General features: G+C 70.5%; 23 protein-coding genes. 4 read left to right on the forward strand and 19 right to left on the reverse strand.

Annotated elements, in window-relative coordinates; translation table 11 throughout:
* Positions 1–443: 443 nt before the first annotated feature.
* The 8 genes from tpiA to uvrA all read right to left on the reverse strand — a co-directional run bounded on the left by tpiA (position 444) and on the right by uvrA (position 11,515).
* Positions 444–1,217 carry a triose-phosphate isomerase gene (gene tpiA / locus MU407_RS05505; RefSeq protein ID WP_246956008.1) on the reverse strand — a complete coding sequence of 258 codons (774 nt, stop codon included), beginning with the start codon at positions 1,215–1,217 and terminating at the stop codon, positions 444–446.
* Positions 1,214–2,416 (reverse strand): phosphoglycerate kinase, encoded by a 1,203-nt coding sequence (locus MU407_RS05510; RefSeq protein ID WP_102235945.1) that lies wholly within the window; start codon positions 2,414–2,416, stop codon positions 1,214–1,216. Before MU407_RS05510 ends, tpiA begins: the two co-directional genes overlap by 4 nt.
* A gap of 148 nt (positions 2,417–2,564) precedes the next feature.
* Positions 2,565–3,569 carry a type I glyceraldehyde-3-phosphate dehydrogenase gene (gene gap, locus MU407_RS05515; RefSeq protein WP_246956010.1) on the reverse strand — a complete coding sequence of 335 codons (1,005 nt, stop codon included), beginning with the start codon at positions 3,567–3,569 and terminating at the stop codon, positions 2,565–2,567.
* A 105-nt stretch (positions 3,570–3,674) separates the two neighbouring features.
* Positions 3,675–4,673 (reverse strand): DNA-binding protein WhiA, encoded by a 999-nt coding sequence (gene whiA / locus MU407_RS05520; protein ID WP_102235943.1) that lies wholly within the window; start codon positions 4,671–4,673, stop codon positions 3,675–3,677.
* Positions 4,657–5,772 carry a gluconeogenesis factor YvcK family protein gene (locus MU407_RS05525; RefSeq protein WP_102235942.1) on the reverse strand — a complete coding sequence of 372 codons (1,116 nt, stop codon included), beginning with the start codon at positions 5,770–5,772 and terminating at the stop codon, positions 4,657–4,659. The genes whiA and MU407_RS05525 overlap by 17 nt, the downstream gene beginning before the upstream one ends.
* Positions 5,769–6,662 carry an RNase adapter RapZ gene (gene rapZ, locus MU407_RS05530; protein WP_246956012.1) on the reverse strand — a complete coding sequence of 298 codons (894 nt, stop codon included), beginning with the start codon at positions 6,660–6,662 and terminating at the stop codon, positions 5,769–5,771. Before rapZ ends, MU407_RS05525 begins: the two co-directional genes overlap by 4 nt.
* Positions 6,663–6,713: 51 nt before the next feature.
* Positions 6,714–8,651 carry an excinuclease ABC subunit UvrC gene (gene uvrC, locus MU407_RS05535; protein WP_246956014.1) on the reverse strand — a complete coding sequence of 646 codons (1,938 nt, stop codon included), beginning with the start codon at positions 8,649–8,651 and terminating at the stop codon, positions 6,714–6,716.
* Between the two features lie 8 nt (positions 8,652–8,659).
* Positions 8,660–11,515, reverse strand: coding sequence for an excinuclease ABC subunit UvrA (gene uvrA / locus MU407_RS05540; protein ID WP_246956016.1), 2,856 nt, complete (start codon positions 11,513–11,515; stop codon positions 8,660–8,662).
* A gap of 71 nt (positions 11,516–11,586) precedes the next feature.
* Here uvrA and MU407_RS05545 point away from each other — a divergent pair, with 71 nt between their 5' ends.
* A complete protein-coding gene (locus MU407_RS05545; RefSeq protein WP_246956018.1) occupies positions 11,587–12,273 on the forward strand; it encodes an MBL fold metallo-hydrolase in 687 nt (228 codons plus the stop codon).
* On the forward strand, positions 12,267–14,030 hold the full coding sequence (locus MU407_RS05550; RefSeq protein ID WP_246956020.1) for a bifunctional 3'-5' exonuclease/DNA polymerase: 1,764 nt from the start codon (positions 12,267–12,269) through the stop codon (positions 14,028–14,030). The genes MU407_RS05545 and MU407_RS05550 overlap by 7 nt, the downstream gene beginning before the upstream one ends.
* A gap of 5 nt (positions 14,031–14,035) precedes the next feature.
* Here the strand turns inward: MU407_RS05550 and MU407_RS05555 are convergent, their stop codons facing one another.
* From MU407_RS05555 to MU407_RS05570, 4 genes are all read right to left on the reverse strand, one after another.
* Positions 14,036–14,293, reverse strand: a complete 258-nt coding sequence (locus MU407_RS05555; protein ID WP_102235936.1) for a Txe/YoeB family addiction module toxin — start codon at positions 14,291–14,293, stop codon at positions 14,036–14,038.
* 1 nt (position 14,294) lies between these two features.
* Positions 14,295–14,552 carry a type II toxin-antitoxin system prevent-host-death family antitoxin gene (locus MU407_RS05560; RefSeq protein WP_102235935.1) on the reverse strand — a complete coding sequence of 86 codons (258 nt, stop codon included), beginning with the start codon at positions 14,550–14,552 and terminating at the stop codon, positions 14,295–14,297.
* 177 nt (positions 14,553–14,729) lie between these two features.
* Complete coding sequence (locus tag MU407_RS05565) at positions 14,730–14,978, reverse strand: transposase (RefSeq protein WP_246956022.1); 249 nt, start codon at positions 14,976–14,978, stop codon at positions 14,730–14,732.
* A gap of 244 nt (positions 14,979–15,222) precedes the next feature.
* Positions 15,223–15,924, reverse strand: a complete 702-nt coding sequence (locus MU407_RS05570; protein ID WP_246956024.1) for a hypothetical protein — start codon at positions 15,922–15,924, stop codon at positions 15,223–15,225.
* 143 nt (positions 15,925–16,067) lie between these two features.
* On the opposite strand from MU407_RS05570, the gene MU407_RS05575 reads away from it, so the two are divergent.
* Entirely contained in the window at positions 16,068–16,550 is a 483-nt protein-coding gene (locus MU407_RS05575; RefSeq protein ID WP_102235933.1) for a pyrimidine dimer DNA glycosylase/endonuclease V, read from the forward strand.
* Positions 16,551–16,762: 212 nt separating this feature from the next.
* On the opposite strand, the gene uvrB is transcribed toward MU407_RS05575, so the two are convergent.
* The 3 genes from uvrB to MU407_RS05590 all read right to left on the reverse strand — a co-directional run bounded on the left by uvrB (position 16,763) and on the right by MU407_RS05590 (position 19,885).
* Positions 16,763–18,874, reverse strand: coding sequence for an excinuclease ABC subunit UvrB (uvrB, locus tag MU407_RS05580; RefSeq protein ID WP_246956026.1), 2,112 nt, complete (start codon positions 18,872–18,874; stop codon positions 16,763–16,765).
* Between the two features lie 10 nt (positions 18,875–18,884).
* Positions 18,885–19,532 (reverse strand): dephospho-CoA kinase, encoded by a 648-nt coding sequence (gene coaE / locus MU407_RS05585; RefSeq protein ID WP_246956028.1) that lies wholly within the window; start codon positions 19,530–19,532, stop codon positions 18,885–18,887.
* Positions 19,533–19,735: 203 nt separating this feature from the next.
* Positions 19,736–19,885 carry a hypothetical protein gene (locus MU407_RS05590; RefSeq protein WP_246956029.1) on the reverse strand — a complete coding sequence of 50 codons (150 nt, stop codon included), beginning with the start codon at positions 19,883–19,885 and terminating at the stop codon, positions 19,736–19,738.
* 87 nt (positions 19,886–19,972) lie between these two features.
* On the opposite strand from MU407_RS05590, the gene MU407_RS05595 reads away from it, so the two are divergent.
* Positions 19,973–20,881 (forward strand): TRIC cation channel family protein, encoded by a 909-nt coding sequence (locus MU407_RS05595; RefSeq protein WP_246956031.1) that lies wholly within the window; start codon positions 19,973–19,975, stop codon positions 20,879–20,881.
* Positions 20,882–20,897: 16 nt separating this feature from the next.
* On the opposite strand, the gene aroD is transcribed toward MU407_RS05595, so the two are convergent.
* From aroD to aroC, 4 genes are all read right to left on the reverse strand, one after another.
* Complete coding sequence (aroD, locus tag MU407_RS05600) at positions 20,898–21,674, reverse strand: type I 3-dehydroquinate dehydratase (protein WP_246956033.1); 777 nt, start codon at positions 21,672–21,674, stop codon at positions 20,898–20,900.
* 73 nt (positions 21,675–21,747) lie between these two features.
* Positions 21,748–22,830 (reverse strand): 3-dehydroquinate synthase, encoded by a 1,083-nt coding sequence (aroB, locus tag MU407_RS05605; RefSeq protein ID WP_246956035.1) that lies wholly within the window; start codon positions 22,828–22,830, stop codon positions 21,748–21,750.
* A complete protein-coding gene (locus MU407_RS05610; protein ID WP_246956037.1) occupies positions 22,827–23,441 on the reverse strand; it encodes a shikimate kinase in 615 nt (204 codons plus the stop codon). The genes aroB and MU407_RS05610 overlap by 4 nt, the downstream gene beginning before the upstream one ends.
* Positions 23,438–24,682, reverse strand: coding sequence for a chorismate synthase (gene aroC, locus MU407_RS05615; RefSeq protein WP_246956039.1), 1,245 nt, complete (start codon positions 24,680–24,682; stop codon positions 23,438–23,440). Before aroC ends, MU407_RS05610 begins: the two co-directional genes overlap by 4 nt.
* Positions 24,683–24,790 lie beyond the last annotated feature (108 nt).

The raw sequence follows: 24,790 nt of genomic DNA on the forward strand, positions 1-24,790 counted from the left end.
AGCCGCGCAGCGTTTCGGAGTTGACTCCGAGTTGCTCGCCGACCCGGCGGAAGACTCCGCGCTGGGAGCCGGGGTCGTCTTCGAGCGCATCGAGAACCATACGAACCGCTCGCTCACGCAGCTCGTCAGGGTACTTGCGTGGTGCAGGCATGACAGGGAAGTCCTTTCCGTGGCTTCACTGCCTCCATCATCCCCGGGGCGATCCACTCGGCTTCCGCAACCTCACCCACTACATCGCCCGCAGCCTCCTCGAAGCAGGCGGCTTCAGACCCCACCTACACCCTCAAATGTGAAGAGCCACAAAACGGCGGATTCGCCGGGGTGGCGGGCGCAGGGCACCGCGGGGCCGGCAGGGCACCGCGAGCGCGGGGCGCAGCACCCCTGCGCACACAAACAGGGCGGGCGCGGCGTGTGCCGTGCCCGCCCCGTCGGGGTCAGGGAGCTCAGCCCTGGAAGCCCGCGATCTTCGCGAACTCTTCGGCCTTGAGCGAGGCGCCGCCCACGAGGGCGCCGTCCACATCCTGCTTCTCCATGAGCTCCGCAACGTTCGCGGACTTCACGGAGCCGCCGTACAGCACGCGCACCGCCCCGGCGACCTCCGCGCCGTAGATCGCCTGCAGCGCCTCACGGATCGCGGCGCACACCTCCTGGGCGTCATCCGGGGTGGCGACCTCACCGGTGCCGATGGCCCACACCGGCTCGTAGGCGATGACGATCTGCTTCGCCTGCTCCACGTCCAGGCCCTCGATGCCGCCCTCAAGCTGCGCGAGGGTGTACTCGACGTGCTTGCCGGCCTTGCGCTCCTCGAGCGGCTCGCCGACGCACAGGATCGGGGTGAGGCCCGCCGCGAAAGCAGCCTTGACCTTGTTGTTGGTGATCTGCTCGGTCTCGCCGTGGTACTGGCGGCGCTCCGAATGGCCGACGGCCACGTATGTGCAGCCGAGCGCCGACAGCATCGGCCCGGAGACCTCACCGGTGTACGCCCCGGACTCGTGCTCGGAGATGTCCTGCGCGCCGTAGGCGATCGGCAGCTTGCCGGCCTCGACCGCGGTCTGCACGGTGCGGATGTCCACGAACGGGGGCAGCACGACGGTCTCGACCTTGCTGGTGTCGACGTCCTTCAGCTGCTCGCCGAGCTCCTCGACCAGGGCCAGTCCCTGCTTCCAGTCGAGGTTCATCTTCCAGTTGCCCGCCATCAGCGGGGTGCGGGTGCTCACTTGGTGCCCTCCTCAAGGATCGCGATGCCCGGCAGCTCCTTGCCCTCGATCAGCTCGAGGCTCGCACCGCCGCCGGTGGAGATGTGCGAGAACAGGGACTCGTCGAAGCCCAGGTTGCGGACCGCGGAGGCGGAGTCGCCGCCGCCGACCACGGTGTACCCCTCGGCCTGCGAGAGGTGCTCGGCCACAGCCTTGGTGCCGCCGGCGAACGCCTCGAACTCGAACACGCCCATCGGGCCGTTCCAGAACACGGTCGCGGCATCGGCGATCTTCTCGCCGAAGAGCTTCGCGGTCTCCGGGCCGATGTCCATGCCCTCCTGGTCCGCGGGCATCTGATCCACGGGGACCGCGGTGGCCGGCGCATCGGCGGAGAACTCGGGGGCCACCAGGGTGTCCACCGGCAGCACCAGGTCCACGCCCTGCTGCTTGGCACGCTCCATGTACTCGGCGACGACCTCGACCTTCGACTCATCCAGCAGAGAGTTGCCGACCTCGTGGCCGAGGGCCTTCTGGAAGGTGTAGGCCATGCCGCCGCCGATGAGGATGCGGTCGGCCTTGCTCAGCAGGTTGTCGATCACGGCGAGCTTGTCGGCGACCTTCGCGCCTCCGAGCACCACCACGAAGGGGCGGGCCGGATCATCGGTGACCTTGCGCAGGGACTCGACCTCGCGCAGCACCAGCTCTCCGGCCGCGGCCGGCAGCTCGGTGGCGAGCTCGTAGACGGAGGCCTGCTTGCGGTGGACCACGCCGAAGCCGTCGGAGACGTACGCATCGCCCAGGGCGGCGAGCTCGGCGGCGAAGGCGCGGCGCTCGGCCTCATCCTTCGAGGTCTCCCCCGGGTTGAAGCGCAGGTTCTCGAGGATCGCGACCTGGCCATCGGCCAGCGCCGCGACGGTCTCCTTCGCGGAGGCGCCGACGGTGTCGGTCGCGAAGGCGACGTCCTGGCCCAGCAGTTCGCCCAGGCGCGCCACGACGGGGCGCAGGGAGTACTTCTCCTCAGGGGCGCCCTTGGGGCGTCCCAGGTGGGAGATGACGACGACGCGCGCGCCGGCCTCGACCAGACGGGTCAGGGTGGGCAGGGCGGCGCGGATGCGGCCGTCGTCTGTGATGGTGGTCCCGTCCAGGGGGACGTTGAGATCGGCGCGGACCAGGACGCGTTTGCCGCGCAGGTCGCCGAGGGAATCGATGGTCTTCAGCACCGGGTGCTCCTAGCTGTCAGCTGACATGGGGGCCGCACTGTGCGCGGCCTGCGGTGGAACGGGCCGGAGCCCGCCGGAGGCCGACCTCGCAGGTGGCGTCCGACGGGCTCCGGGATGATCCGTGTCGTCGCGGGCGACGAGGCGGGAATCAGAGGGACTTGCCCACCAGGGCGGCGAGGTCCACCAGGCGGTTGGAGTAGCCCCACTCGTTGTCGTACCAGGAGACGACCTTCACCTGGTTGCCGATCACCTTGGTGCAGCCGGCGTCGAAGATCGAGCTGGCCGGGTCGCCGACGATGTCGGCGGAGACGATCGGGTCCTCGGTGTAGGTCAGAACACCCTTGAGCGGGCCCTCGGCGGCCTTCTTCACCGCGGCGTTGATCTCCTCGACGGTGACCTCACGGGAGGCCTCGAAGGTGAGGTCGGTGGCGGAGCCGGTGGGGACCGGAACGCGCAGGGCGTAGCCGTCGAACTTGCCCTTCAGCTCCGGCAGCACCAGGGCCACGGCCGCGGCGGCACCGGTCTTGGTGGGGATGATGTTCAGGGCGGCGGCGCGGGCGCGACGCAGGTCCTTGTGCGGGCCGTCCTGCAGGTTCTGGTCCGCGGTGTAGGCGTGGACGGTGGTCATCAGGCCCTTGACGATGCCGAACTCGTCGTTGAGGACCTTCGCCAGCGGCGCCAGGCAGTTGGTGGTGCAGGACGCGTTGGAGACGATGTGGTGCTTCTCGGCGTCGTAGTCGCCGTCGTTCACGCCGATCACGAAGGTGGCGTCCTCATTCTTCGCCGGAGCGGAGATGATGACCTTCTTGGCGCCGGCCTCGATGTGGGCCTTGGCGGCGGTCGCGTCGGTGAAGCGGCCGGTGGACTCCACGACGACATCGGCACCGAGCTCGCCCCACGGCAGCTTGGCGGGCTCCTTCTCGGCCAGGGCCTTGAAGGTCATGTCGCCGACAGTGATGGAGTCCTCGGAGTAGGTGACCTCCTCTGCCAGACGACCCGAGATGGAGTCGTACTTCAGCAGGTGCGCGAGGGTCTTGTTGTCGGTGAGGTCATTGACGCCGACGATCTCGATGTCAGCCTTCTGCTCGAGCGCGGCGCGCAGGAAGTTACGGCCGATACGACCGAATCCGTTGATTCCGACCTTGATGGTCACGAGTTCCTCCTCGATCCGCAGTGGTGTTGCGGAATTATGGATATGGCGCGCACGCCCTCGTACGCTCGGACGGCGCCGGTCGGACCGGCGTCCTGCAAAAGCCTATCAATGATGCGGATCGGGCGACGGAGGAAGATGGTCCTCATCCACCCCGTCTTCGGTGCCTGGGATCCCCATCTCCTCCGCGCGCTTGTCCGCCATGGCGAGCAGGCGGCGGATCCGCCCTGCGACAGCGTCCTTGGTCAGCGGCGGATCGGCCAGGCGCCCCAACTCCTCGAGCGAGGCCTGTCGGTGCTCGAGGCGCAGATTCCCCGCGGCACGCAGGTGGTCGGGCACGTCATCGCCGAGGATCTCCAGCGCCCGCTGGACCCGCTGTCCGGCGGCGACCGCCGCTCGGGCGGAGCGGCGCAGGTTCGCGTCGTCGAAGTTCGCGAGCCGGTGCGCAGTGGCCTTGACCTCGCGGCGGGAGCGGCGCTCTTCCCAGGTGCGGGCCGTCTGCACCGCCCCCATCCGGGTCAGCAGCAGGGAGATCGCATCGCCGTCGCGCAGGACCACGCGGTCCGCCCCGCGGGCCTCGCGGGCCTTGGAGGCGACGCCCAGACGACGGGCGGCGCCGACCATCGCGAGCGCCACCTCGGGGCCGGGGCAGGACAGCTCAAGGGCGGAGGAGCGACCCGGTTCGGTGAGCGTGCCGCGGGCCAGGAAGGCGCCGCGCCAGGCGGCTTCCGCATCGACCATCGCCCCGCCGACGACGACGGGCGGCATGCCGCGCACGGGTCGGCCGCGGGCATCCAGCAGCCCGGTCTGCCGGGCCAGCATTCCGCCTTCGCGCTCGACCCGCACGATGTAGCGGGTGGTGCGGCGGATGCCGGAGGGCTGCATAACCGCGAGCTCGGCGCGGTGCCCGTACATCTCGGCGATCACAGCGTGCAGGCGCCGAGCCACCGCCGCGGAGTCCAGCTCGGCCTCCACCACGATCTTGCCCGCCACCAGCTGCAGCCCGCCGGCGAAGCGCAGCATCGCAGCGGCCTCGGCCTTGCGGGCCGAGGGCCGGGTGATCTCCAGATGGCTGAGCTCCTCCTTGGCCTCACCGGTCAGCGCCATGGGTGTCCTCCTCGGATGCGGGGTCGGTGGTCCCGGCGGGACGGTCCTCCGTGGCGGGGGCAACGGAGGGGACATCGCCGTAGACGTCGTCGAACAGGTCACGGTACGCGGCGGCCAGGCGCACCGGATCGTGGAGCGGCTGGCCGTCGCCGACGCTGACCTGTCGCAGCAGGGTGCGGATTCCCATCTCCGTCGCGAAGTCGACGAGCTCCAGGGAGTCGTGCAGGACGGTGGGGTCCGCGACGAGGGCGTCGAAGCGGCAGCCGGGCGCGTACTCGGTCAGCACTCGCAGCAGGTCCGTGCTGGTCATGCCTTCTGCTTCCTGCATGCCGACGGACAGGTTCGCGGTGATGCAGCGCCGGGCAGGGCTGGTGCGGATCGCCTCGGCGATCTCGGGGATCATGAGATGGGGCAGCACGGAGGTGTACCAGGAGCCGGGGCCGACGATGATCCAGTCCGCGCGGCCGAGCGCCTCGATGACCTCCTCGGATACGCGCGGCCGCGGCGGGTCCAGGCGCACGTCGAGGACCTCCCCATCGGCGGTGGCGACCTGCCACTGGCCGCTCACGGTGCGTTCGGTGCCGTCCGCATTGCGCACGGTGGCCTCGATGTCCAGCGGCTCGAGCGCCATCGGCAGAACGCGTCCGCGGGCGCCCAACAGCTCAGCCATCTGGTCCAGGCCCTCCACCGGGTCCTCGAGGATCTGCCACAGCGCAACCATGAGGAGGTTCCCGAGGGCGTGACCGTTCAGCTGGCCGTCGGTGCGGAAGCGGTGCTGGATGACCTCGCCCCAGATGGTGCCCCACTCGGAGTCTTCGCACAGGGCCGCGAGGGCCATGCGCAGGTCCCCCGGGGGCAGCACGGGCATCTCGGTGCGGATGCGGCCGGAGGAGCCGCCGTTGTCGGCGACGGTGACAATGGCGGTGAGATCGTCGGTCAGCAGCCGTAGGGCCCGCAGGTTCGCAGCGAGGCCGTGGCCGCCGCCCAGAGCAACCACGCGGGGTGGCCGATGGGCGTCGTCCCGGCGGCTGCGGCGCCCGCCGATGGCCCGCTCACCGGAGGGGCGGGGATGGCGCTGGGGGCGGGGCACGATGCTCATTCGCGCCCCAGATCTCGGTGACGCACCCGCACCGGATGCCCGGCTGCACGCAGCGCCTCCCCGAGGCGTTCGGCGATCGCGACGGAGCGGTGCTTGCCACCGGTGCAGCCGATCGCAAGGGTGGTGAAGTGCTTGTTCTCCTCGCTGTAGCCGCGCAGGACGGGTGTGATCATCTCCAGGTAACGGTCGAGGAACTCCGCGCCGTTGGCGTCGGCCAGCACGAACTGGGCGACCTCGGGGTCGGTGCCGCGTTGGGGGCGCAGCTCGGGCACCCAGTACGGGTTGGGGATGAAGCGCACATCGCTCACGTGGTCGGCTTCCAGGGGGATGCCGTACTTGAAGCCGAAGGACAGCACGGTGACGGTCAGGCGCTGCTCGTCGTGGCTGCCGAAGGCGGCGCGCAGCTTCATGGTCAGCTCGTGGACGTTCAGCGGGGAGGTGTCCACCACGAGGTCTGCCATCCGCCGGTACGGGGCGAGCATCTCGCGTTCGCGGCGGATGCCCTCGAGGACCCCCTCCTCGCCCTGCAGGGGGTGGGGGCGGCGCACCGAGTCGAAGCGGCGAACCAGGGTGGATTCATCGGCGGTCAGGAACAGCACGCGCAGCCGCACCTCGGCCTGCCGCAGCTCGGCGATGACGTCGGGCAGTTCGGAGAAGAACGGTCCGGAGCGCGGGTCCACGACGACGGCGAATCGGGTGTCCTCCCCGTCGGCGCTCGCGCGCAGCTCGTAGAGGGTGGGGATGAGCTGGGGGACGATGTTGTAGCTGACGTACCAGCCCATGTCCTCCAGCGCGTGCGCGGCGGTCTCCCGTCCGGCGCCGGCCAGGCCCGTGATGATCACGACGTCGCCCTGCGGCGGTGCGCTGGAATTCTCGCTCCCGTGGGACACGTGTGCTCCTTCTCGGTGGCGGGCTCGATGGCGGGGTGCTCGTGCGGTCGCTCAGGGATCGAGGATCTCGCCGGTGGCGGTGTTGACCGCGACCTCGGACGCCCCGTCCGCGGCGGTATCCGCGGAGGTGGTGGCCTCCGGGGCCTGCTGGGATCGTAGCGCGGTGCTGATCTGCTGGGCGAGCGCAGGCCCGATCCCCGGCACGTCGGTGAGCTCTTCGACCTCGGCCTCGCGGATCGCGCGCACGGTCACGAAGCGGTCCAGGAGGGCGCGGCGCCGGGCCGGTCCCAGGCCCGGGATGCCGTCCAGGGCGCTGGCCTGCATGGCGCGGCCGCGCTTGGTGCGGTGGTAGGTGATGGCGAAACGGTGGGCCTCATCGCGCAGGCGCTGCACGAGGAACAGGGCTTCGCTGGTGCGCGGCAGGATGATCGGGTAGTCCTCGCCGGGCAGCCAGATCTCTTCGAGGCGCTTGGCGATCCCGGCCAGGGCGATATCGGTGATGCCGAGCTCGTCAAAGGCCCGCTGGGCGGCGGCGACCTGGGGCGGCCCGCCGTCGACGAGGATCAGCGCGGGCGGGTAGGCGAAGCGGCGCGATTCCTCCTCGGTCTGCTCGGGCGGGTCGAGATGGTGGCGCAGGCGCCGCGAGATGACGTCGTACATCGAGGCGGTGTCATCGCGCGCCGCCTCGCCGCGCACGGAGTAGCGGCGGTATTCGCTCTTCTTGGGCAGCCCGTCCTCGAACACCACCTGGGAGCCGACGACGTTCGTGCCGTGGGAGTGGGAGATGTCAAAGCATTCGATGCGCAGCGGCGGCTCATCCAGTCCCAGCGCCTCCCCCAGGTCCTCGAGGGCCTTGGTGCGGGCGGTGAGGTCGCCGGTGCGTTTCAGGCGGTGCAGCCGCAGGGCCTCCTGGGCGTTCTCCCCCACGGTGGCCAGCAGGTCTCGTTTCTCGCCGCGCTGCGGGACACGCAGATCCACGCGCGGGCCCAGCAGCTCCTGGAGCTGTGCGCGGTTGCTGGGCAGGACCGGGACGAGCACTTCGCGGGGCGCGTCGGCGTCGGTGTACAGCACGGTCAGGGCACGTTCGATGAGGTCCGGGGCGGTGGATTCATCGAGGATCTCCGCGGTCCAACCGCGCTGACCGCGGATCCGGCCGCCGCGCACGTGGAACACCTGGATCGAGGCCTCCAGCTCGTCCTGGGCGAGAGCAATCAGGTCCGCGTCCGTGGCGTCGGAGAGCACCACGGAGTTCTTCTCCATGACGGTGGTGAGGGCCTGCAGGTCATCGCGCAGGGTCGCGGCGGTCTCGAAGTCGAGGGCGGCGGCGGCCGCGCGCATGCGCTGTTCGATGCGGCGGGTGTACTTCTGGGTGTTCCCGGCCATGAAGTCGCCGAACTGCTCGGCGAGCTGGCGGTGCTCGTCCTCGGAGATCTCTCCGGTGCAGGGAGCGGAGCATTTGCCGATGAAACCCAGCAGGCAGGGGCGGCCGGAGCGTTCGGCCCGGCGGTACACGCCGGCGCTGCAGGAGCGGATGGGGAACACCCGCAGCATGAGGTCCAGGGTCTCGCGGATCGCGCCCACCTGCGGGTAGGGCCCGAAGGTGCGGTCACCCTTGGCGCGGGGCCGACGGGTGATGTGCACCCGCGGCACCCGCTCCCCCATCGTGATCACGAGGTACGGGTAAGACTTGTCGTCACGGAACTTGACGTTGAACCGCGGGTCGTACTCCTTGATCCACGTGTACTCGAGGGTGAGGGCCTCCACCTCGGTGCTCACCACGGTCCATTCCACGCTCGCGGCCGTGGTGACCATCCGCCGAGTGCGCTCATGCAGCGCGGAGAGGTCCTGGAAGTAGCTGGTCAGACGCTGGCGAAGGCTCTTCGCCTTGCCCACGTAGATGACGCGGCCGTGCTCGTCGCGGAACCGGTACACCCCCGGGCGGGTGGGGATGGAGCCGGTCGCGGGACGGTAGGTCGCGGGATCTGCCATGGCTGCGGTCAGCCCTCAGCGCCGCGCCCGGCGAGCATACGGGCCAGGAACTGGCCGGTGTAGGAGCCCTCCACCGCCGCCACCTGCTCGGGGGTGCCGGTGGCGACGATCTGCCCGCCGCCGGCGCCGCCCTCGGGGCCCAGGTCGATGACGTGGTCGGCGGATTTGATGACATCGAGGTTGTGCTCGATGACGATCACGGAGTTGCCCTTGTCCACGAGCCCGCCGAGGACCTCGAGCAATTTGCGTACGTCCTCGAAGTGCAGGCCCGTGGTGGGCTCATCGAGCACATAGATGGTGCGGCCGTTCGAGCGCTTGTGCAGTTCGGAGGAGAGCTTCACGCGCTGCGCCTCGCCGCCGGAGAGGGTGGTGGCGGACTGGCCGAGCTTCACGTAGCCGAGCCCCACATCCACGAGGGTCTGCAGCTGGCGGCGGATGGCGGGGACGGCATCGAAGAACTCGAGGGCCTCGGAGATGGACATGTCCAGTACCTGGGCAACGTTCTTGTCCTTGAAGTGCACCTCGAGGGTCTCGCGGTTGTAGCGCTGTCCCTTGCACACCTCGCACTGGACGTACACGTCGGGCAGGAAGTTCATCTCGATCTTCAACGTGCCGTCACCGGAGCAGGCCTCGCAGCGCCCGCCCTTGACGTTGAAGGAGAAGCGTCCGGCGGTGTAGCCGCGCACCTTCGCTTCGTGGGTCTGGGCGAACAGGGTGCGCACCCGGTCCCACACGCCGGTGTAGGTGGCGGGGTTGGAGCGGGGGGTGCGGCCGATGGGCGACTGGTCCACATGCACCACCTTGTCCAGGTGCTCGAGGCCCGTGACGCGCTTGTGCTTGCCCGGGAGGATGCGGGCGCGGTTCAGCTCCTTGGCGAGGACCTTGTAAAGGACCTCATTGACCAGGGACGACTTCCCCGAGCCGGAGACGCCGGTGACGGCCGTCAGCACGCCGAGGGGGAAGGAGACGTCCTGTCCGGTGAGGTTGTTGGCGCGCGGACCCACCACGGTGAGCATGCGGTCCTTCTGGACCGGGCGGCGCGTCTTCGGCAGCGGGATCGTGAGCTCCCCGGAGAGGTAGCGCCCGGTGAGGGAGTCGGGGTTGCGCTTGAGCTCGGCGACGGGCCCGGAGTGGACCACGCGGCCGCCGTGCTCGCCGGCCAGGGGGCCGATGTCCACGATCCAGTCGGCAGCTTCGAGGGTGTCCTCGTCGTGCTCGACGACGATGAGGGTGTTGCCCAGGTCCCGCAGCCGTTCGAGCGTGGCGATGAGGCGTTCGTTGTCACGCTGGTGCAGGCCGATCGAGGGCTCATCGAGCACGTACAGCACGCCCACCAGGCCCGATCCGATCTGGGTAGCGAGCCGGATGCGCTGCGCCTCGCCGCCGGAGAGGGTCGCGGCGGCGCGCGCGAGGGTCAGGTAGTCCAGGCCCACGTCGAGCAGGAAACCCAGGCGCGAGCGGATCTCGCGCAGCACCTCATCGGCGATCACCTTCTCCCGTACGCCCAGCTCGAGGTTCTCGGCGAAGGCGAGGGCGTCGGCGATGGACATCTCGCAGACTTCGGCGATGGACTTCCCGCCGACGGTGACGGCCAGCACCTCGGGCCGCAGGCGGGCGCCCTGGCAGGCGGGGCAGGGGACCTCGCGCATGAACTGTTCGTAGCGTTCCTTGGCCCAGTCGGACTCGGTGTCGCTGTGGCGACGCTCGAGGAAGTGCATGACGCCCTCGAAACCGGTGGAGTACGTGCGCTCCCGGCCGAAGCGGTTGCGGTACTTGACGTGGACCTTGAAGTCCTTGCCGTGCAGCAGGGCGTGCCGGGCGCGCTGCGGCAGGGCCCGCCACGGGGTGTCCATCGAGAAGCTGAGCTCCTCGGCCAGGCCAGCCATGACCTCCTGGTGGTGGTCGGAGTGCCCCATGGTCCAGGGGACGATCGCACCGTCGGCGAGCGAGAGGTCCTCATCGGGGATGACCAGTTCGGGGTCGACTTCGAGGCGCTGGCCGAGGCCCGTGCATTCCTGGCAGGCGCCGTAGGGGGCGTTGAAGGAGAAGGTGCGCGGTTCGATGTCGTCGATCGCGAGGGTGTGGCCGTTCGGGCAGGCGCGCTTTTCGGAGAAGCGACGTTCCCGGCCGGGGTCCTCGGAGTCGAGGTCCACGAAGTCCGCCACGAGGATGCCCTCGGCGAGCCGCAGCGCGGTCTCCACGGAGTCGGTGAGGCGACGGCGGGCATCGGGCTTGACGGCCAGGCGATCCACGACCACCTCGATGGTGTGCTTGTAGCGCTTGTCGAGGGTGATGTCCTCATCCAGGCGGCGGTTGGTGCCGTCCACGCGGGCGCGGGCGTAGCCCTGGGAGCGCAGGGAGCTCAGCAGGTCCGCGTGCTCGCCCTTGCGGCCCTGCACCACGGGGGCGAGCAGCTGGAAGCGGGTGCCCTCGTTCTCTTCGAGGAGGATGTCCACGATCTGCTCAGCGGAGGTGGAGGAGACCGCTTCCCCGCAGGTGGGGCAATGCTGCTGGCCGGTGCGGGAGAACAGCAGGCGCAGGTAGTCGTAGATCTCGGTGATGGTGCCGACGGTGGAGCGCGGGTTGCGGTTGGTGGACTTCTGGTCGATCGATACCGCTGGGGACAGGCCTTCGATGAGGTCCACGCTGGGCTTGTCCATCTGCCCCAGGAACTGGCGGGCGTAGCTGGAGAGGGACTCGACGTAGCGACGCTGACCTTCGGCGAAGATGGTGTCGAAGGCCAGGGAGCTCTTGCCGGAGCCGGACAGGCCGGAGAACACCACGAGCTTTCCGCGGGGGATGTCGATGTCGATGTTCTGCAGGTTGTGCTCGCGTGCACCACGCACTACCAGGGAATCAGTCACCGGGCCATCCTAGGGGCGCACCCCCACATCGAACAGTTGTTCGGACGTGGGGTGGGACTCATACTGGGGTCATGGCTGATCACGAGTACACCGGACATGTTGAGCCGGGCGGCGAGCCCGTCGCCCGCGACCTCGAGCATCTGCAGATCCGCAAGCTCTCCGTCGGCTCCATGGACAACAACGCCTATCTGCTGACCTGTCGGTCGAGCGGGGCGCAGTTGCTGATCGATGCGGCGGCGGATCCGGATGCACTGCGGCGGATGATCGCCGCGGGCTCGGAGCACAATGCCGTGGACATGGTGCTGACCACGCATCAGCATCACGACCATGTGGGGGCGCTCGCTCCGATCGTGGAGGCGACGGGGGCGCGCACGGCAGCGGGCGCCGCGGACGCGACGGCGATCACCGAGCAGACGGGGGTGCGGATCGACGAAAAGCTGGCCGACGGGGATGTGCTGCGCGTCGGCGAGGTGGAGCTGGAGATCATCGCGTTGCGCGGCCACACCCCGGGCTCGGTCGCCGTGCTCTACCGCGGCGGGGCCGACGGCGATCACCTGTTCACCGGGGACTCGCTGTTCCCCGGCGGCGTGGGCAAGACGAGCGGCCCCGAGGACTTCGCGCAGCTCATCGATGATGTGGAGCAGCGGATCTTCGACCGCCTGGAGGATTCGACCTGGGTGTATCCGGGGCACGGGGATGACACGACGCTCGGCGCGGAGCGCGGGTCCCTGCCTGCGTGGCGCGAGCGGGGATGGTGACCTCTCCCCCGTCGGGCGCCGCCGCGCCCGCCCCGGCGCGGTGCGTGCTCGGCCGCGCGGCGGGCGGAGCGGTCGTGCTGCGCGAGCTCGCGGCCGACGGCTCCGCCCTCGGCGAGCGGACCCGCGCCGTCCAGGAGCTCCCCTCCCTCGTCGCTGAGCTCGAGGCCGCGCACCGGCCGCGCTGGGTCTGGAGCGACGCCACCGCTTGGTACCCGCGTCTGCTCGGGGCCGGGGTCACCCTCGAGCGCTGCCACGACCTGCGCCTGGTGCACCGGATCCTGCGCCATTCCGAGCTGGTGACGGAGCCCGGTCCTCTGCGCGAGGCGACGGGGTGGGACACACAGCTCGAGCCGGAGGAGACGCGACGCGACCTCGGCGCGACCCTCTTCGACCTCGACGCCCGGCCATCGGCCGCCCACGGCGTGCCCGACGGGATCGAAGAGACCTGTGCGGAGCTCGAGCGGCAGCTCTCGGCGATCGCGAGCGCCGAGGACCCGGCGCGGCTGCGCCTGCTGCTGGCGGCGGAATCCGCCGGGGCACTGATCGCGGCCGAGCTGCAGGCGGCGGGGATCCCCTGGGACGTGGCCGAGCACGACCGGATCCTCACCGAGGCCCTGGGGCCGCGCCCCTCCCCCGGGACGCTCCCCGCGCAGATGGCGCAGGTCGCCGCCGAGGTGCGCACCGCCCTCGGGGACCCGACCGTGTCGCTGGACTCGCCGCCGAAGCTGCTGCGCGCCCTGCACCGCGCCGGCATCGACGTCTCCTCCACCTCCCAGTGGGAGCTGCAGGAGCACGAGCATCCCGCGATCGGGCCGCTGCTGCGGTACAAGAAGATGTCCCGCCTGCTGACCGCCAACGGCTGGACGTGGCTGGACGAGTGGGTGCGGGAGGGCCGCTACCGGCCCGTCTACGTGCCGGGCGGCGTGGTCACCGGGCGCTGGACCTCCAGCGGCGGTGGGGCGCTGCAGATCCCGCGTCGGCTGCGGCCCGCGCTCCGTGCCGATCCTGGCTGGCTGCTGGTCAGCGCCGATGTCTCGCAGCTTGAGCCGCGGGTGCTCGCGGCGATGTCCGGCGATCGCGCGATGATCGAGGCGGCGGCCGGGAAGGACCTCTACTCGGGCATCGTCGAGGCGGGCGTGGTCGCGAGCCGACAGGAGGCGAAGATCGGGGTGCTCGGCGCCCTGTACGGCGGGACCACCGGGGACAGCGGTCGCGTCGTGCCTCGGCTCCGCCGCACCTTCCCCGAGGCGATGGCGCTCGTGGACGGCGCGGCTGCGACCGGGGAGCGCGGCGGGACGGTCACGACCTGGCTCGGCCGCTCCTCCCCCGCCCCCGAGCCCGGCTGGGTGCAGGCGCAGCGCTCCGCGAACGGTCCCGACGCGGGCGCCGGCGAGCAGGAGCGGGCTCGTCGCTCGGCCCGCGACCGCGGCCGGTTCACCCGCAATTTCGTGGTGCAGGGCACCGCCGCGGAATGGGCGCTGTCCTGGATGGCGGCGCTGCGGCTGCGGCTCGCGCAGCTCCCTGAGGTCGCCCCCGACGAGCGGGCCGGCGCCTCGGGACCGGTGTTCGCCCCCCGCGCACACCTGGCGTACTTCCTGCACGACGAGGTGATCGTCCACGCCCCCGCCGAACAGGCCGAGGCTGCGGCCGCGGCGATCCGCGAGAGCGCCGACGCCGCGGGACGGTTGCTCTTCCCCGGTAGCGCGATCGACTTCCCGCTGGACCTCACCGTCACCGAGCACGCCGGCGAGGTGTGAGCGGTTCAGCCGTAGTGATAGCGGCAGGCGGCGATGCGGATGTCTTCGCCCGCGATCTTGTAGACGAGGCGATGTTCGTCGGTAATACGCCGTGACCAATACCCGGCGAAGTCGTGCTTCAGGGGTTCCGGCTTTCCGATGCCCTCGTTGCCGTTACGGCTGATGTCCCGCAGGAGGAGGTTGATCCTTTTCAGCACGCGGCGGTCCTGCGCCTGCCACCACAGGTAGTCCTCCCAGGCAGCCTCGCTCCACACCAGAGGCATGTCACTCCTCGTCGATCAGATCTCGGACCGTCCCCTCGCCGCGCTCGAGCTCCTCCATCGCCGTGAGCAGCCGCCGGGCATTGGCGGGCGAGCGAAGGAGATACGCCGTCTCGCGCAGCGACTGGTAGTCCTCGAGCGACACGATGACCGCGGACTCACGACCGGACCGGGTGATCACGACCTCCTCACGGTCATCGACGACTCGATCGAGCACCTCGGCATACCGTGCCCGAGACTCGCTATAGCTCATGGTCTGCATCGGGGACTCCTTCCAGCTGTCACCTACACATCACATACGTACAGAATATTGTACGCCATGACGTCAAGAGGTCGATGCTCAGCATCCTCTTACCAGCGCCCACGAGCACGGCGGTGCGTCCACCCTCGAACCCACGGGCGAGGCGTGAGGGTCCGTGCACAATGGCGCTGTCCCGTGTCACGTTGTTGGCAGGATTATGGGGCCAGCAAAGTTGGGGGTGTCGGGGCTGGCGTGCCCAAGGTGGACGTCCAGGGGCCGGTTCCAGGCGATGGCCTCGTGGGGCCGCACCGTGTTGTACTCCAGCCTGTACTCCTCGGAGTAGCAGGTCAGCTCCAGGGAGTCGTGGATCTCTTCTCGGTAGAGCCGTTCGTACTTGAGGGATCCGAATCCGCGTTCTCGTGAACCGTTCTGCCCGGGAGACTTCACGCGGGTGCGGACGTGCCGCCACCGAGGCCGCCGCCGTCGGGGTGATCTGCGGGCCCCTCACCATCGGGCTGATCCCCACCGTCACGGCGCTGGACGTGCCCGCGGTGCGCGAGGCGCGCCGGCGTACTCGGGATGACGGCAGGATCGAGATGCGTGCCGTGCGAGGTCTGCGAGGATACGCTCGACCATCTGCTCCTCGTCGAGCTCTTCGCTGAGGACCTGCTCCCCCGGGACGCCGCGGGTACTACGCGCCGGGATCCTCAGGGGCCAGCGCGGCGAGCTCCTCGAGCAGGGAGTCCATGCGTCGAGCGCCCAGCAGCGGGCTGAGCGGCTCGGAGAACCAGTGCTCCCAGAGCTCGTCGAGCTGTGCCGCCGTGGGCGCGACACCGGTGTCCAGCAGCTCCGCGATCGACTGCGCCTCAGGCTCGTACTCGTCCTCGGGCATGCCGTCCGTGCCCGGGGCGAGGCCCATCGGATCCTCGCGGGTCAGGAGGGCGAGGACTCGCGCCTGCGTCGACGTGGTGCCCGGCGCGGAGCCTCGCTCGTCGAGCAGGGTCGAGGCCAGGGTCACCGCGCCGGTGGCGAGGCCGATCCAGACGCGCGGCGCGGGTACGCCGCGGCGCCGGAGGAAGCTCTCTGCCCCGCGGTCCAGTCGCAGACCCGCCACACCCGCCCCGGCCATCAGGCCGCCGAGGGCGAGCGAGAGCGCGGTCTCGAGCCCCGTCGGCGGCCGCAGGGCGTGAGCACTCGGCTCGTCCTCGGCCGACAGGTCCCGGCGCCGTTGCTGCGCCAGGAGGCTGACGCCGGTGGTCAGCACCGCAGGGAGCACGACATAGCCAGCGCGCACCAGGCGCGGGAGACGGTGCACAGGGATCATCCCGAGGCCGGACGCGGCAGCCGTGCCGACGACCAGGGACACGATGCGGGAGCGCTGGGACTGTGTCACGGGGTCCTCCTTCTCTCGCCGCGGGCCCAGCCGCGCGCCACGGGGCGTGGCGTGCCCTCTACGCTATCGGGCGACGGACGACGATCGTCGGTGCCCGGGGGTGACCTTCGACCGTGCCTCGGCAGATGAGGGAGGATGGACCGATGCGCCTCTGGTCACTGCACCCCCGCCACCTCGACCGCCAGGGCCTCACGGGCTGCTGGCGGGAATCGCTGCTGGCGCAGGCCGTGCTCGCCGGGCGCACTCGCGGGTACCGCTCCCACCCGCAGCTCGAACGGTTCCGGGCCCAGCCCGCCCCGCTCGATGCCGTGGGCACCTACCTCGAGGTGCTCGCCCGGGAGGCGACCGCTCGCGGCTACCGCTTCGACCTCTCGCGGATCGACCGCCGCCCCGAGGAGCTCACCGGCTACGCGCCGACGGATGCCGCAGCCGGCGTGCCACGGATCCCCGTGACCCGGGGACAGGTCGACCTGGAATGGCGTCATCTGCTCGCCAAGCTCGCGCAGCGCAGTCCCGGGAGTGAGGCGCTCACCGCAGCGCATTCCGCGCCGACGGTGCATCCGCTGTTCACCGTGGTGCCGGGTCCGGTCGAGAGCTGGGAGCGCGCGGCGGATCCGGAGGGCTGAGCGCGATCCGCAGCCAGCGCGAGAGGGGCGCCCCATCCGGGACGTCCGCGAGATCGGTGCGCAGCCACCGGGCCTCGCGCAGCTCGGGGTGGTGCAGCAGCACCTTCACTCCGAAGGTGCGCGGCCAGCGCACCCGCCACCAGACCCGGCGCAGCCGGTGCCCGGCGGTCAGCGCGGCGCCCAGAGCCCGCCCGCGCCTCGTCGTGATCGGCTCAGGACCGCTGCACCGCCCGCAGCTCCTTCTTCAGCTCCTGCACCTCATCGCGCAGCCGCGCCGCAACCTCGAACTGCAGGGATTCGGCGGCCTGGTGCATCTGGGCGGTCAACTCGTCGATCATCCCGGTGAGAGCACCGACGGGGTCATCGCCGAGGTCCACTTCGCGGCCGCTGATCGCATCGAGCGCATGGGCGCGGGCCTCGTCGCGGCGCACCCGGTCCCGCCCCTCCTTCCCGGCGCGGTAGTCGGTGGCCATGAGCGTTTCGGTGTCGATGTCCTCGCGGGCCAGCATGTCGGTGACGTCCGCGATGCGTTTGCGCAGCGGCGTGGGGTCGATGCCGTGCTCGGTGTTGTACGCGATCTGCTTCTCGCGGCGGCGGTTGGTCTCGTCGATCGCCTCCTGCATCGAGTCGGTGATCGTGTCGGCGTACATGTGGACCTGGCCGGAGACGTTACGCGCCGCCCGGCCGATGGTCTGGATGAGGGAGGTGCGTGAGCGCAGGAAGCCTTCCTTGTCGGCGTCGAGGATCGACACGAGGGACACCTCCGGCAGGTCCAGGCCCTCGCGCAGCAGGTTGATGCCCACCAGGACGTCGAACTCCCCCAGCCGCAGGGAGCGCAGCAGCTCCACGCGGCGCAGGGTGTCCACATCGGAGTGGAGGTACTGCACGCGCACCCCGTTCTCCAGCAGGAAGTCGGTGAGGTCCTCGGCCATGCGCTTGGTGAGGGTGGTGACCAGGACGCGTTCATCGCGCTGGACGCGCTGCTCGATCTCTTCGCGCAGGTCATCGATCTGACCCTTCACGGGCTTGACGATCACCTCGGGGTCCACCAGGCCCGTCGGGCGGATGATCTGCTCGACCACGCCGTGGGAGCGGTCCAGCTCGTATTGGGCGGGCGTGGCCGAGAGGTAGACGGTCTGGCCGGTGCGCTGGGTGAACTCCTCGAAGGTCAGCGGGCGGTTGTCGAGCGCGCTGGGCAGGCGGAATCCGAAGTCCACCAGGGTGCGTTTGCGCGAGCGGTCTCCCTCGTACATCGCGCCGATCTGCGGGACGGCCACATGGGACTCGTCGATCACCAGCAGGAAGTCTTCGGGGAAGTAGTCCAGCAGCGTGTTCGGCGGGGTGCCGGGGCCGCGGCCGTCGAGGTGGCGGGAATAGTTCTCCACCCCGTTGGTGGTGCCCATCTGGCGCAGCATCTCCAGATCGTGGGTGGTGCGCATGCGCAGCCGCTGGGCCTCCAACAGCTTGTTCTGCCCTTCGAGCTCCGCAAGCCGCTCGGCGAGCTCGTCCTCGATGGTGCCGATCGCGCGGGCGAGCCGTTCGGGGCCGGCCACGTAGTGGGAGGCGGGGAAGACGTGGATGTGGTCCTCTTCCCGGATGACCTCCCCCGTCATCGGGTGCAGGGTGTACAGGGCGTCGATCTCATCGCCGAAGAATTCGATGCGCAGCGCGAGCTCCTCATACATGGGGATGATCTCCACGGTGTCGCCACGCACCCGGAAGGTGCCGCGCTCGAAGGCGATGTCGTTGCGGTCGTACTGCATGTCGACGAAGCGGCTGAGCAGCTCATCGCGGTCCAGCTCGTCGCCGCGCTTGAGCTGCACCATGCGGTCCACGTACTCCTGCGGGGTGCCCAGGCCGTAGATGCAGGAGACCGAGGAGACCACCACGACGTCGCGGCGGGTCAGCAGGGAGTTGGTGGCGCTGTGGCGCAGTCGCTCCACCTCGGCGTTGATCGAGGAGTCCTTCTCGATGTAGGTGTCCGACTGCGGGACGTACGCCTCTGGCTGGTAGTAGTCGTAGTAGGAGACGAAGTATTCGACCGCGTTGTGGGGCAGCAGCTCGCGGAACTCGGCGGCCAGCTGGGCGGCGAGCGTCTTGTTGTGCGCCATGATCAGCGTGGGCCGCTGCACCTGTTCGATGAGCCAGGCGGTGGTGGCGGATTTGCCGGTGCCGGTGGCGCCCAGCAGCACCACGTCCTGCTCGCCGTCGTTCAGACGCTGGGCGAGCTCGGCGATCGCCTGCGGCTGGTCCCCGGAGGGTTGGTACTCGGAGACCACCTCGAAGGGGTGCTCGGCACGGACAAGATCGGTGACAGGGCGCATGGTCTCGATGCTACGTCCGGGGGCCGACGGTGAGCTCATCGATGCGCTCGAGCGCCCGGGCGGCGCGGTGGCGCAGATCCTCCAGGGTGCCGGTGTTGTGCAGCAGCAGGTCCGCGCGGCGGATCCGCTCCAGGTCCGTGACCTGCGCTGCCATGACAGATTCGGTGTAGGGGCGGTCGCGGCCGCGGTTCTGCTCGACGCGGGCGATGCGGTCCTCGCGCCGGGCGAGAACCGCGACCACGAGGTCGTAGTCGCGTTCGCGGTGCTTCTCGAGCAGCAGCGGGTTGTCGTGGACGATGATCCGCTCCCCCGCGGCGAGCGCCGCGGCCTCGGCAGCGCGCACGGCCTCGTCCACCCGCCCCAGCACGATCTGTTCGAGGTCCGCGCGGGCCTGCGCATCGGCGAAGACGAGCCGGGCGAGGGCCTGGCGGTCGATCGTGCCGTCCTGCGTGCGGTACTGCTCGCCGAAGCGGGCCACCGCCTCCTCCACGCCCGCGCCCGGCACGTCCAGGAGGCGACGGGAGTGTGCATCGAGGTCGATGACGGTGAGCCCCGCCTCCCGCCACAGCTCGGCGACGGTGGATTTCCCGGACCCGATGCCGCCGGTGAGACCGATGCGCCGCAGGGATGCGGGTGATGCGGTGCGGGGCGATGCCATCGAGGTCCTTTCGGGGCGGGCGATGCGGGCACGGGATGCACATCGCGGGGTGCAGGTCCACGGTAGTCCCCGCAGCCCGTCGGCCACGGGTACCCGTCGGCCCGGCACCCGGCACCGGATGTATGGGGGCGCGGGGTGCCCAGGGCGAGCGGGGTGCCCAGGGTGAGCGGGGTGCTTGTGGGGTCGATGGGTGGGCGCTGGGTTCAGCGAGCGTAGGGGCCGTAGGGGACCGCGAGGTACAGCACGTGCTGCAGGGCGCTTTGCTGACCGCCGCTCGAGGCCAGATGCGGGATGGTGAAGGCGATCGCAGCGATGATCACCGCCAGGCGCGGACGCCGGGCGAGCGAGGTCATGAGGTAGCCGCTGGCCTGTGACTGACCTGCCGTGACGTCCGTGACGCGCAGTGTGCCCGCGGGGTGTGCAGCCAGTACCGTGAAGAGGTGGATCCCCTCGACCTGCTGGTGAACAACGACCTGCTGCGCGTGCTGGACCTGCTGGGTGTGTTCATCATGGGCGTGGCCGCGGGGGCGCTGGCCTCCCGCCTGAACTTCGATGCCGTGGGCTTTGCGGTCATCGGTATCGCCGCGGGGCTCGGCGGCGGCCTGGTGCGCGATCTGATCCTCGACTATGGGGTGCCGGCCGCGTTCTCCGGGCCCTGGTATCTCGCCTGCGCGCTCGGCGGGGCGATGTTCACCTTCTTCATCAACGCCGACAGTTCCTGGTGGCGGCGCATGGTCACCGTCCTGGACATCCTCGCGATGGGCCTGTGGGCAGCGACGGGCACCGCGAAGTCCTTCGGCTTCGGCCTCGATGTGCTGCCGGCAGTGCTGCTGGGCGTCACCAGCGCCGTCGGCGGCGGAGTGATCCGCGACGTGCTCGTGGGACGGATCCCCGCGATCTTCGGCGGCGGGCCGCTGTACGCCACGGGCGCCCTCATCACCGCCCTGCTGACCTGGGGCGTGTTCGGGCTGCAGCTCCCCTCGGCCACGGTGCTCATCGCGGTGGCGGCCGGTTCGCTGCTCGCCGGGGTGGCGGCCTGGCGGCGCTGGAGCCTGCCCGCCCACAGCGAATGGCAGGTCACCATGTCCGCCACCCAGCTCAAACGGCTGGTGCGTCGGACCCGACGGGACGAGCGCCACCGTGTGGCCCTGGAGACCGGGGCGATCCCGGTGGTCGATGCGACCGTCGATGACCTCGCCGAAGACACCGTGACCCGGGATGAAGACGCGATGGATTTCGAAGACCGCGTGTTCCATGAGGATGACCCGGTGGTGGGCCTGGACGAGGAACCGTCCCCAGAGCGCGAGGAGGGGGACGACCCCGAAGCGGGGCAGACGGCACCTCGCTGAGTCCCCGCGGTCCTGCTCAGGGCCGCAGCAGCTCCAGCAATCGCGCCACATCCGCGACGTCGAGCTGACCGGGCGCGGATGCCTCCCCCACCTGGGCGAACGTCGCGGCGGAGCCGAAGGTCTCCGCAGCCGCGCGGCTGACCGCTCCGAGCGTCCCCATGGAGATCGCGATGTGGGGGCCCTCCCCGTCGGCGGCGATCTCACTGCTTGCGGCGAGCAGGGTCAGCACCTCTTCCGGGCTGCGCGGCGTCACCGCGATCTTCGGGATGTCCGCGCCGCGACGCCGCTGCTCCCGCAGGATCCGCGTGATCTCTCCGAGGGGCGGGGTGGCGTGGAAGTCATGGAAGGAGCCGACGACGGGGATGTGCCGTGCATGCGCTGCCGCGGTCACCTGCGCAACCGTCTCGGCGCCGCGGGCCATCTCGATATCGACCAGATCCACGAGGGGCTCATCCTGCGCCGTGCTGGCCTCAATGAGAGCGCACAGCAGCGCGGCAAGCTCACCGTCGGGCAACTCCCGCTGCCCGCCTTCCGCGGCGGTGCGCACCGTGACCAGCAGCGCCCGCTCCTCCCCCATCTGTGCGCGCAGCTGCGGCAGCATCGCGAGCACCCGTTCTCGATGCTCCGCAGCGTCGGCCTGCGGTGCGAAGCAGTCCACCCGCCATTCCAGGATCCGCGCGGGGCTCGCACAAGTGGCAATAGCCTGCGCGCGCAGCGCGTCGTCGTCGGCTCCCACCAACGGGACGATGATCTTAGGGCGCCCGGCACCGAGCTCGAGACCGCGGACGCTCACGGCTGTGTTCCTGCGGTCCGCGGCGGTGGGCACAGCCGCTGTGGGAGTGGAACGGGCGGTCATAGCGCTCCGATCAGTCCGCGGTGACCGCGGCATAGGCGGCCAGCAGCAGCGCCGGATCCGGTCCCTCGAGCCGCGTGACGGCGCCGATGCGGTCCAGCACCACGAAGCGCAGCAGTCCGGCGCGTGTTTTCTTGTCCCGCTTCATGGCGTCCTCGAGCTTGGGCCACTGGCGATCCCGATACGTGGTGGGCAGCCCGAGGGAGGTGAGGACCGCCCGGTGCCGGTCCACCTCCGTCTCGGAGAGCTTTCCGGCCAGGTGGGACAGCTCCGCGGCGAACATCATGCCCACCGCGACGGCGGCGCCGTGACGCCACTGGTAGCGCTCATTGCGCTCGATCGCGTGCGCGAGGGTGTGGCCGTAGTTGAGGATCTCGCGCTGCCCCGACTCCTTGAGATCCGCGGAGACCACCTCGGCCTTTACACGGATCGCCCGCTCGATCACCTCGTGGAACGCAGCGCTGGTGACGTCCAGGACGGCTGTCGGGTCCTCCTCGACAAGCTCGAGAATCCGCTCATCGGCGATGAAACCGGTCTTGACCGCCTCGGCGAGGCCCGCCGCGATGTCGTTCCCGCCGAGCCCGGCGAGGACGTCGAGATCCGCGAGAACCGCGATCGGCGGGTGGAAAGCACCCACCAGGTTCTTGCCCTCGGCCGTGTTGATGCCGGTCTTCCCACCCACCGCGGCATCGACCATCGCCGCCACGGTGGTGGGGATCTGCAGCACGTCCACGCCGCGCAGCCAGGTCGCCGCGACGAAACCGGCCAGGTCCGTGGCGGCGCCGCCGCCGAGGCCCACGACGAGATCCTGCCGGCCCAGGCCCGCCTGGCCGCAGACACCCCACAGGAACCCGGCGACCTGCGCGGTCTTGGCTTCCTCTCCATCGGGCACCTCGGCGGCGAAGGCCTCCCGGCCGGTGTCCGCGATCGCGGCGCGCACCTGCTCGGCGACGTCCCGCAGGCTCGGCTGGTGGATGATCAGGATCTTGCGGGCGCGATCGGGAATGGCTGCAGGCACCTGGCCCAGCAGGCCGCGGCCCACCTGCACGTCATAGCCGCCGGTGGGGGTGGTCACGGGGATGGTGGTGATGCTCACGATGTCTCCTCCTCGTGGCTGGGCGTGATGCGAGGCCCGGTCGTGGGGTCGCTGTTGGGCTCGGGGCGGTGGTCGGCACTGTGCTTTTGAGCGGGTGCGGTGCTGCGGCCCATGGTCTCGATGATCGCCCGGGCCACGGCGGAGGCCGCGCCGTGGCCGGCATCGACCCGCCAGCGGGCCAGCTTTCGGTGCACGGGGTCGCGCTGGGCAGCGAGCTCGCGCCAGCGGGCCATGGGATCGGGGCCGGTCAGCATGGGGCGGCCGCGGCCGTGACCGATCCGCCGGCGGGCAGTGCGCTCGTCGACGTCGAGCCACACCACGGGGTGTCCGGCCAGCAGTGTCTGGGAGCGCGGGTCCATGGCCGCTCCCCCGCCGAGGGCGAGCACCCCGGGGCATTCCTGCAGTGCACGCTCCAAGGCAGCATGCTCGATCTCTCGGAAGGCCTGCTCTCCATCGACCGCGAAGATCTCGGGGATGCGCCGGCCCTGCTGCTGTTCGATGAGATGGTCGAGGTCCGTGAAGGGGATCTGGAGGCGGCGGGAGAGCTCCCGGCCCACGCTCGTCTTCCCTGCTCCCATGAGCCCCAGCAGGATGATCTGGGGGCCGTTCACGAGGCGGGCGCTTCGCCGGGGCCGACGATGCGGCGCTGGCGCTGGACGGTCGCGGCGAGGTGCTCGCGGATCTCGGCGACGCTGTCACCGCCGGTCTTCTCCAGCAGCGCGTCAGCCAGGGTCAGGGCCACGACAGCCTCGGCGATCACAGCAGCGGGAGCCACGGCGCAGGTGTCCGAGCGCTGGTGGTTGGCGCTCGCCTGCTCACCGGTGGCGACGTCGATGGTGCGCAGGGCGCGCGGCACGGTGGAGATCGGCTTCAAGGCGCCGCGCACGCGGATCACCTGCCCGTTGCTGATGCCGCCTTCGATGCCCCCGGCTCGGTTGGCTGCGCGGGCAGTGCCGAGCTCCGCGGCCGGATCGGCAAGGATCTCATCGTGCGCCACAGAGCCGCGTCGAGCCGCGGTCGCGAAACCGTCGCCGATCTCCACGCCCTTCATCGCCTGGATCGACATGATCGCCTGGGCGAGACGGCCGTCCAGGCGCCGGTCCCACTGCGTGTGGGATCCCAGGCCCACGGGCACCCCGTACGCGAGGACCTCGACCACGCCGCCGAGGGTGTCGCCGTCGGCTTTCGCCGCGTCGACCTCCTGCACCATGGCCGGGGAGGTGGCGGCATCGAAGCACCGCAGCGGGTCCTCATCCAGGCGCGGAGCATCATCCGGGGTGGGCAGCGCAGCATCCTCCGGCACCCGCACCGCGCCGACGGACAGGGTGTGGGAGACCAGGCGAATCCCAGCGGCCTGCTCGAGCAGGGCGGCGGCGATGCGTCCGGCGACCACGCGAGCGGCGGTCTCGCGGGCGCTCGCCCGCTCCAGCACGGGGCGTGCCTCGGTGAGGTCGTACTTCAGCATCCCGGCGAGGTCCGCATGGCCGGGGCGCGGGCGGGTCAGCGGGCGGTTACGGGCGATCTCCCGCTCATCCCCGGTACCGGCGTCGATCAGCAGGTCCTCCGGCGGCACCGGATCGGCGCTCATGACCTTCTCCCATTTGGGCCACTCCGAGTTCGCGATCTCAATGGCGAGGGGGGAGCCGATGGTCCTGCCGTGGCGCAGGCCGCCGTGGATGCTGATGACGTCCTGCTCGAACTTCTGGCGGCTGCCGCGGCCATGCCCCAGGCGCCGACGGGCGAGGGCCTGTCGAAGGTCCTCGCTGGTCAGCTCGATGCCGGAGGGGACGCCGTCGAGCAGAGAGATGAGGGAGGGGCCGTGGGATTCCCCGGCCGTGAGCCAGCGCAACATGCCCCCGATCCTCTCACGCTCCCGCCCTGGCCTGCGGCCCCGTCCCGCACCCCGAGCCCTGCGCCACGTGACCAGTGCCCGCAGCGAGGGGCGCCCCAGACAGCGCTG

The organism is Brachybacterium sp. Marseille-Q7125, from assembly GCF_023062615.1.
GTDB lineage: Bacteria > Actinomycetota > Actinomycetes > Actinomycetales > Dermabacteraceae > Brachybacterium.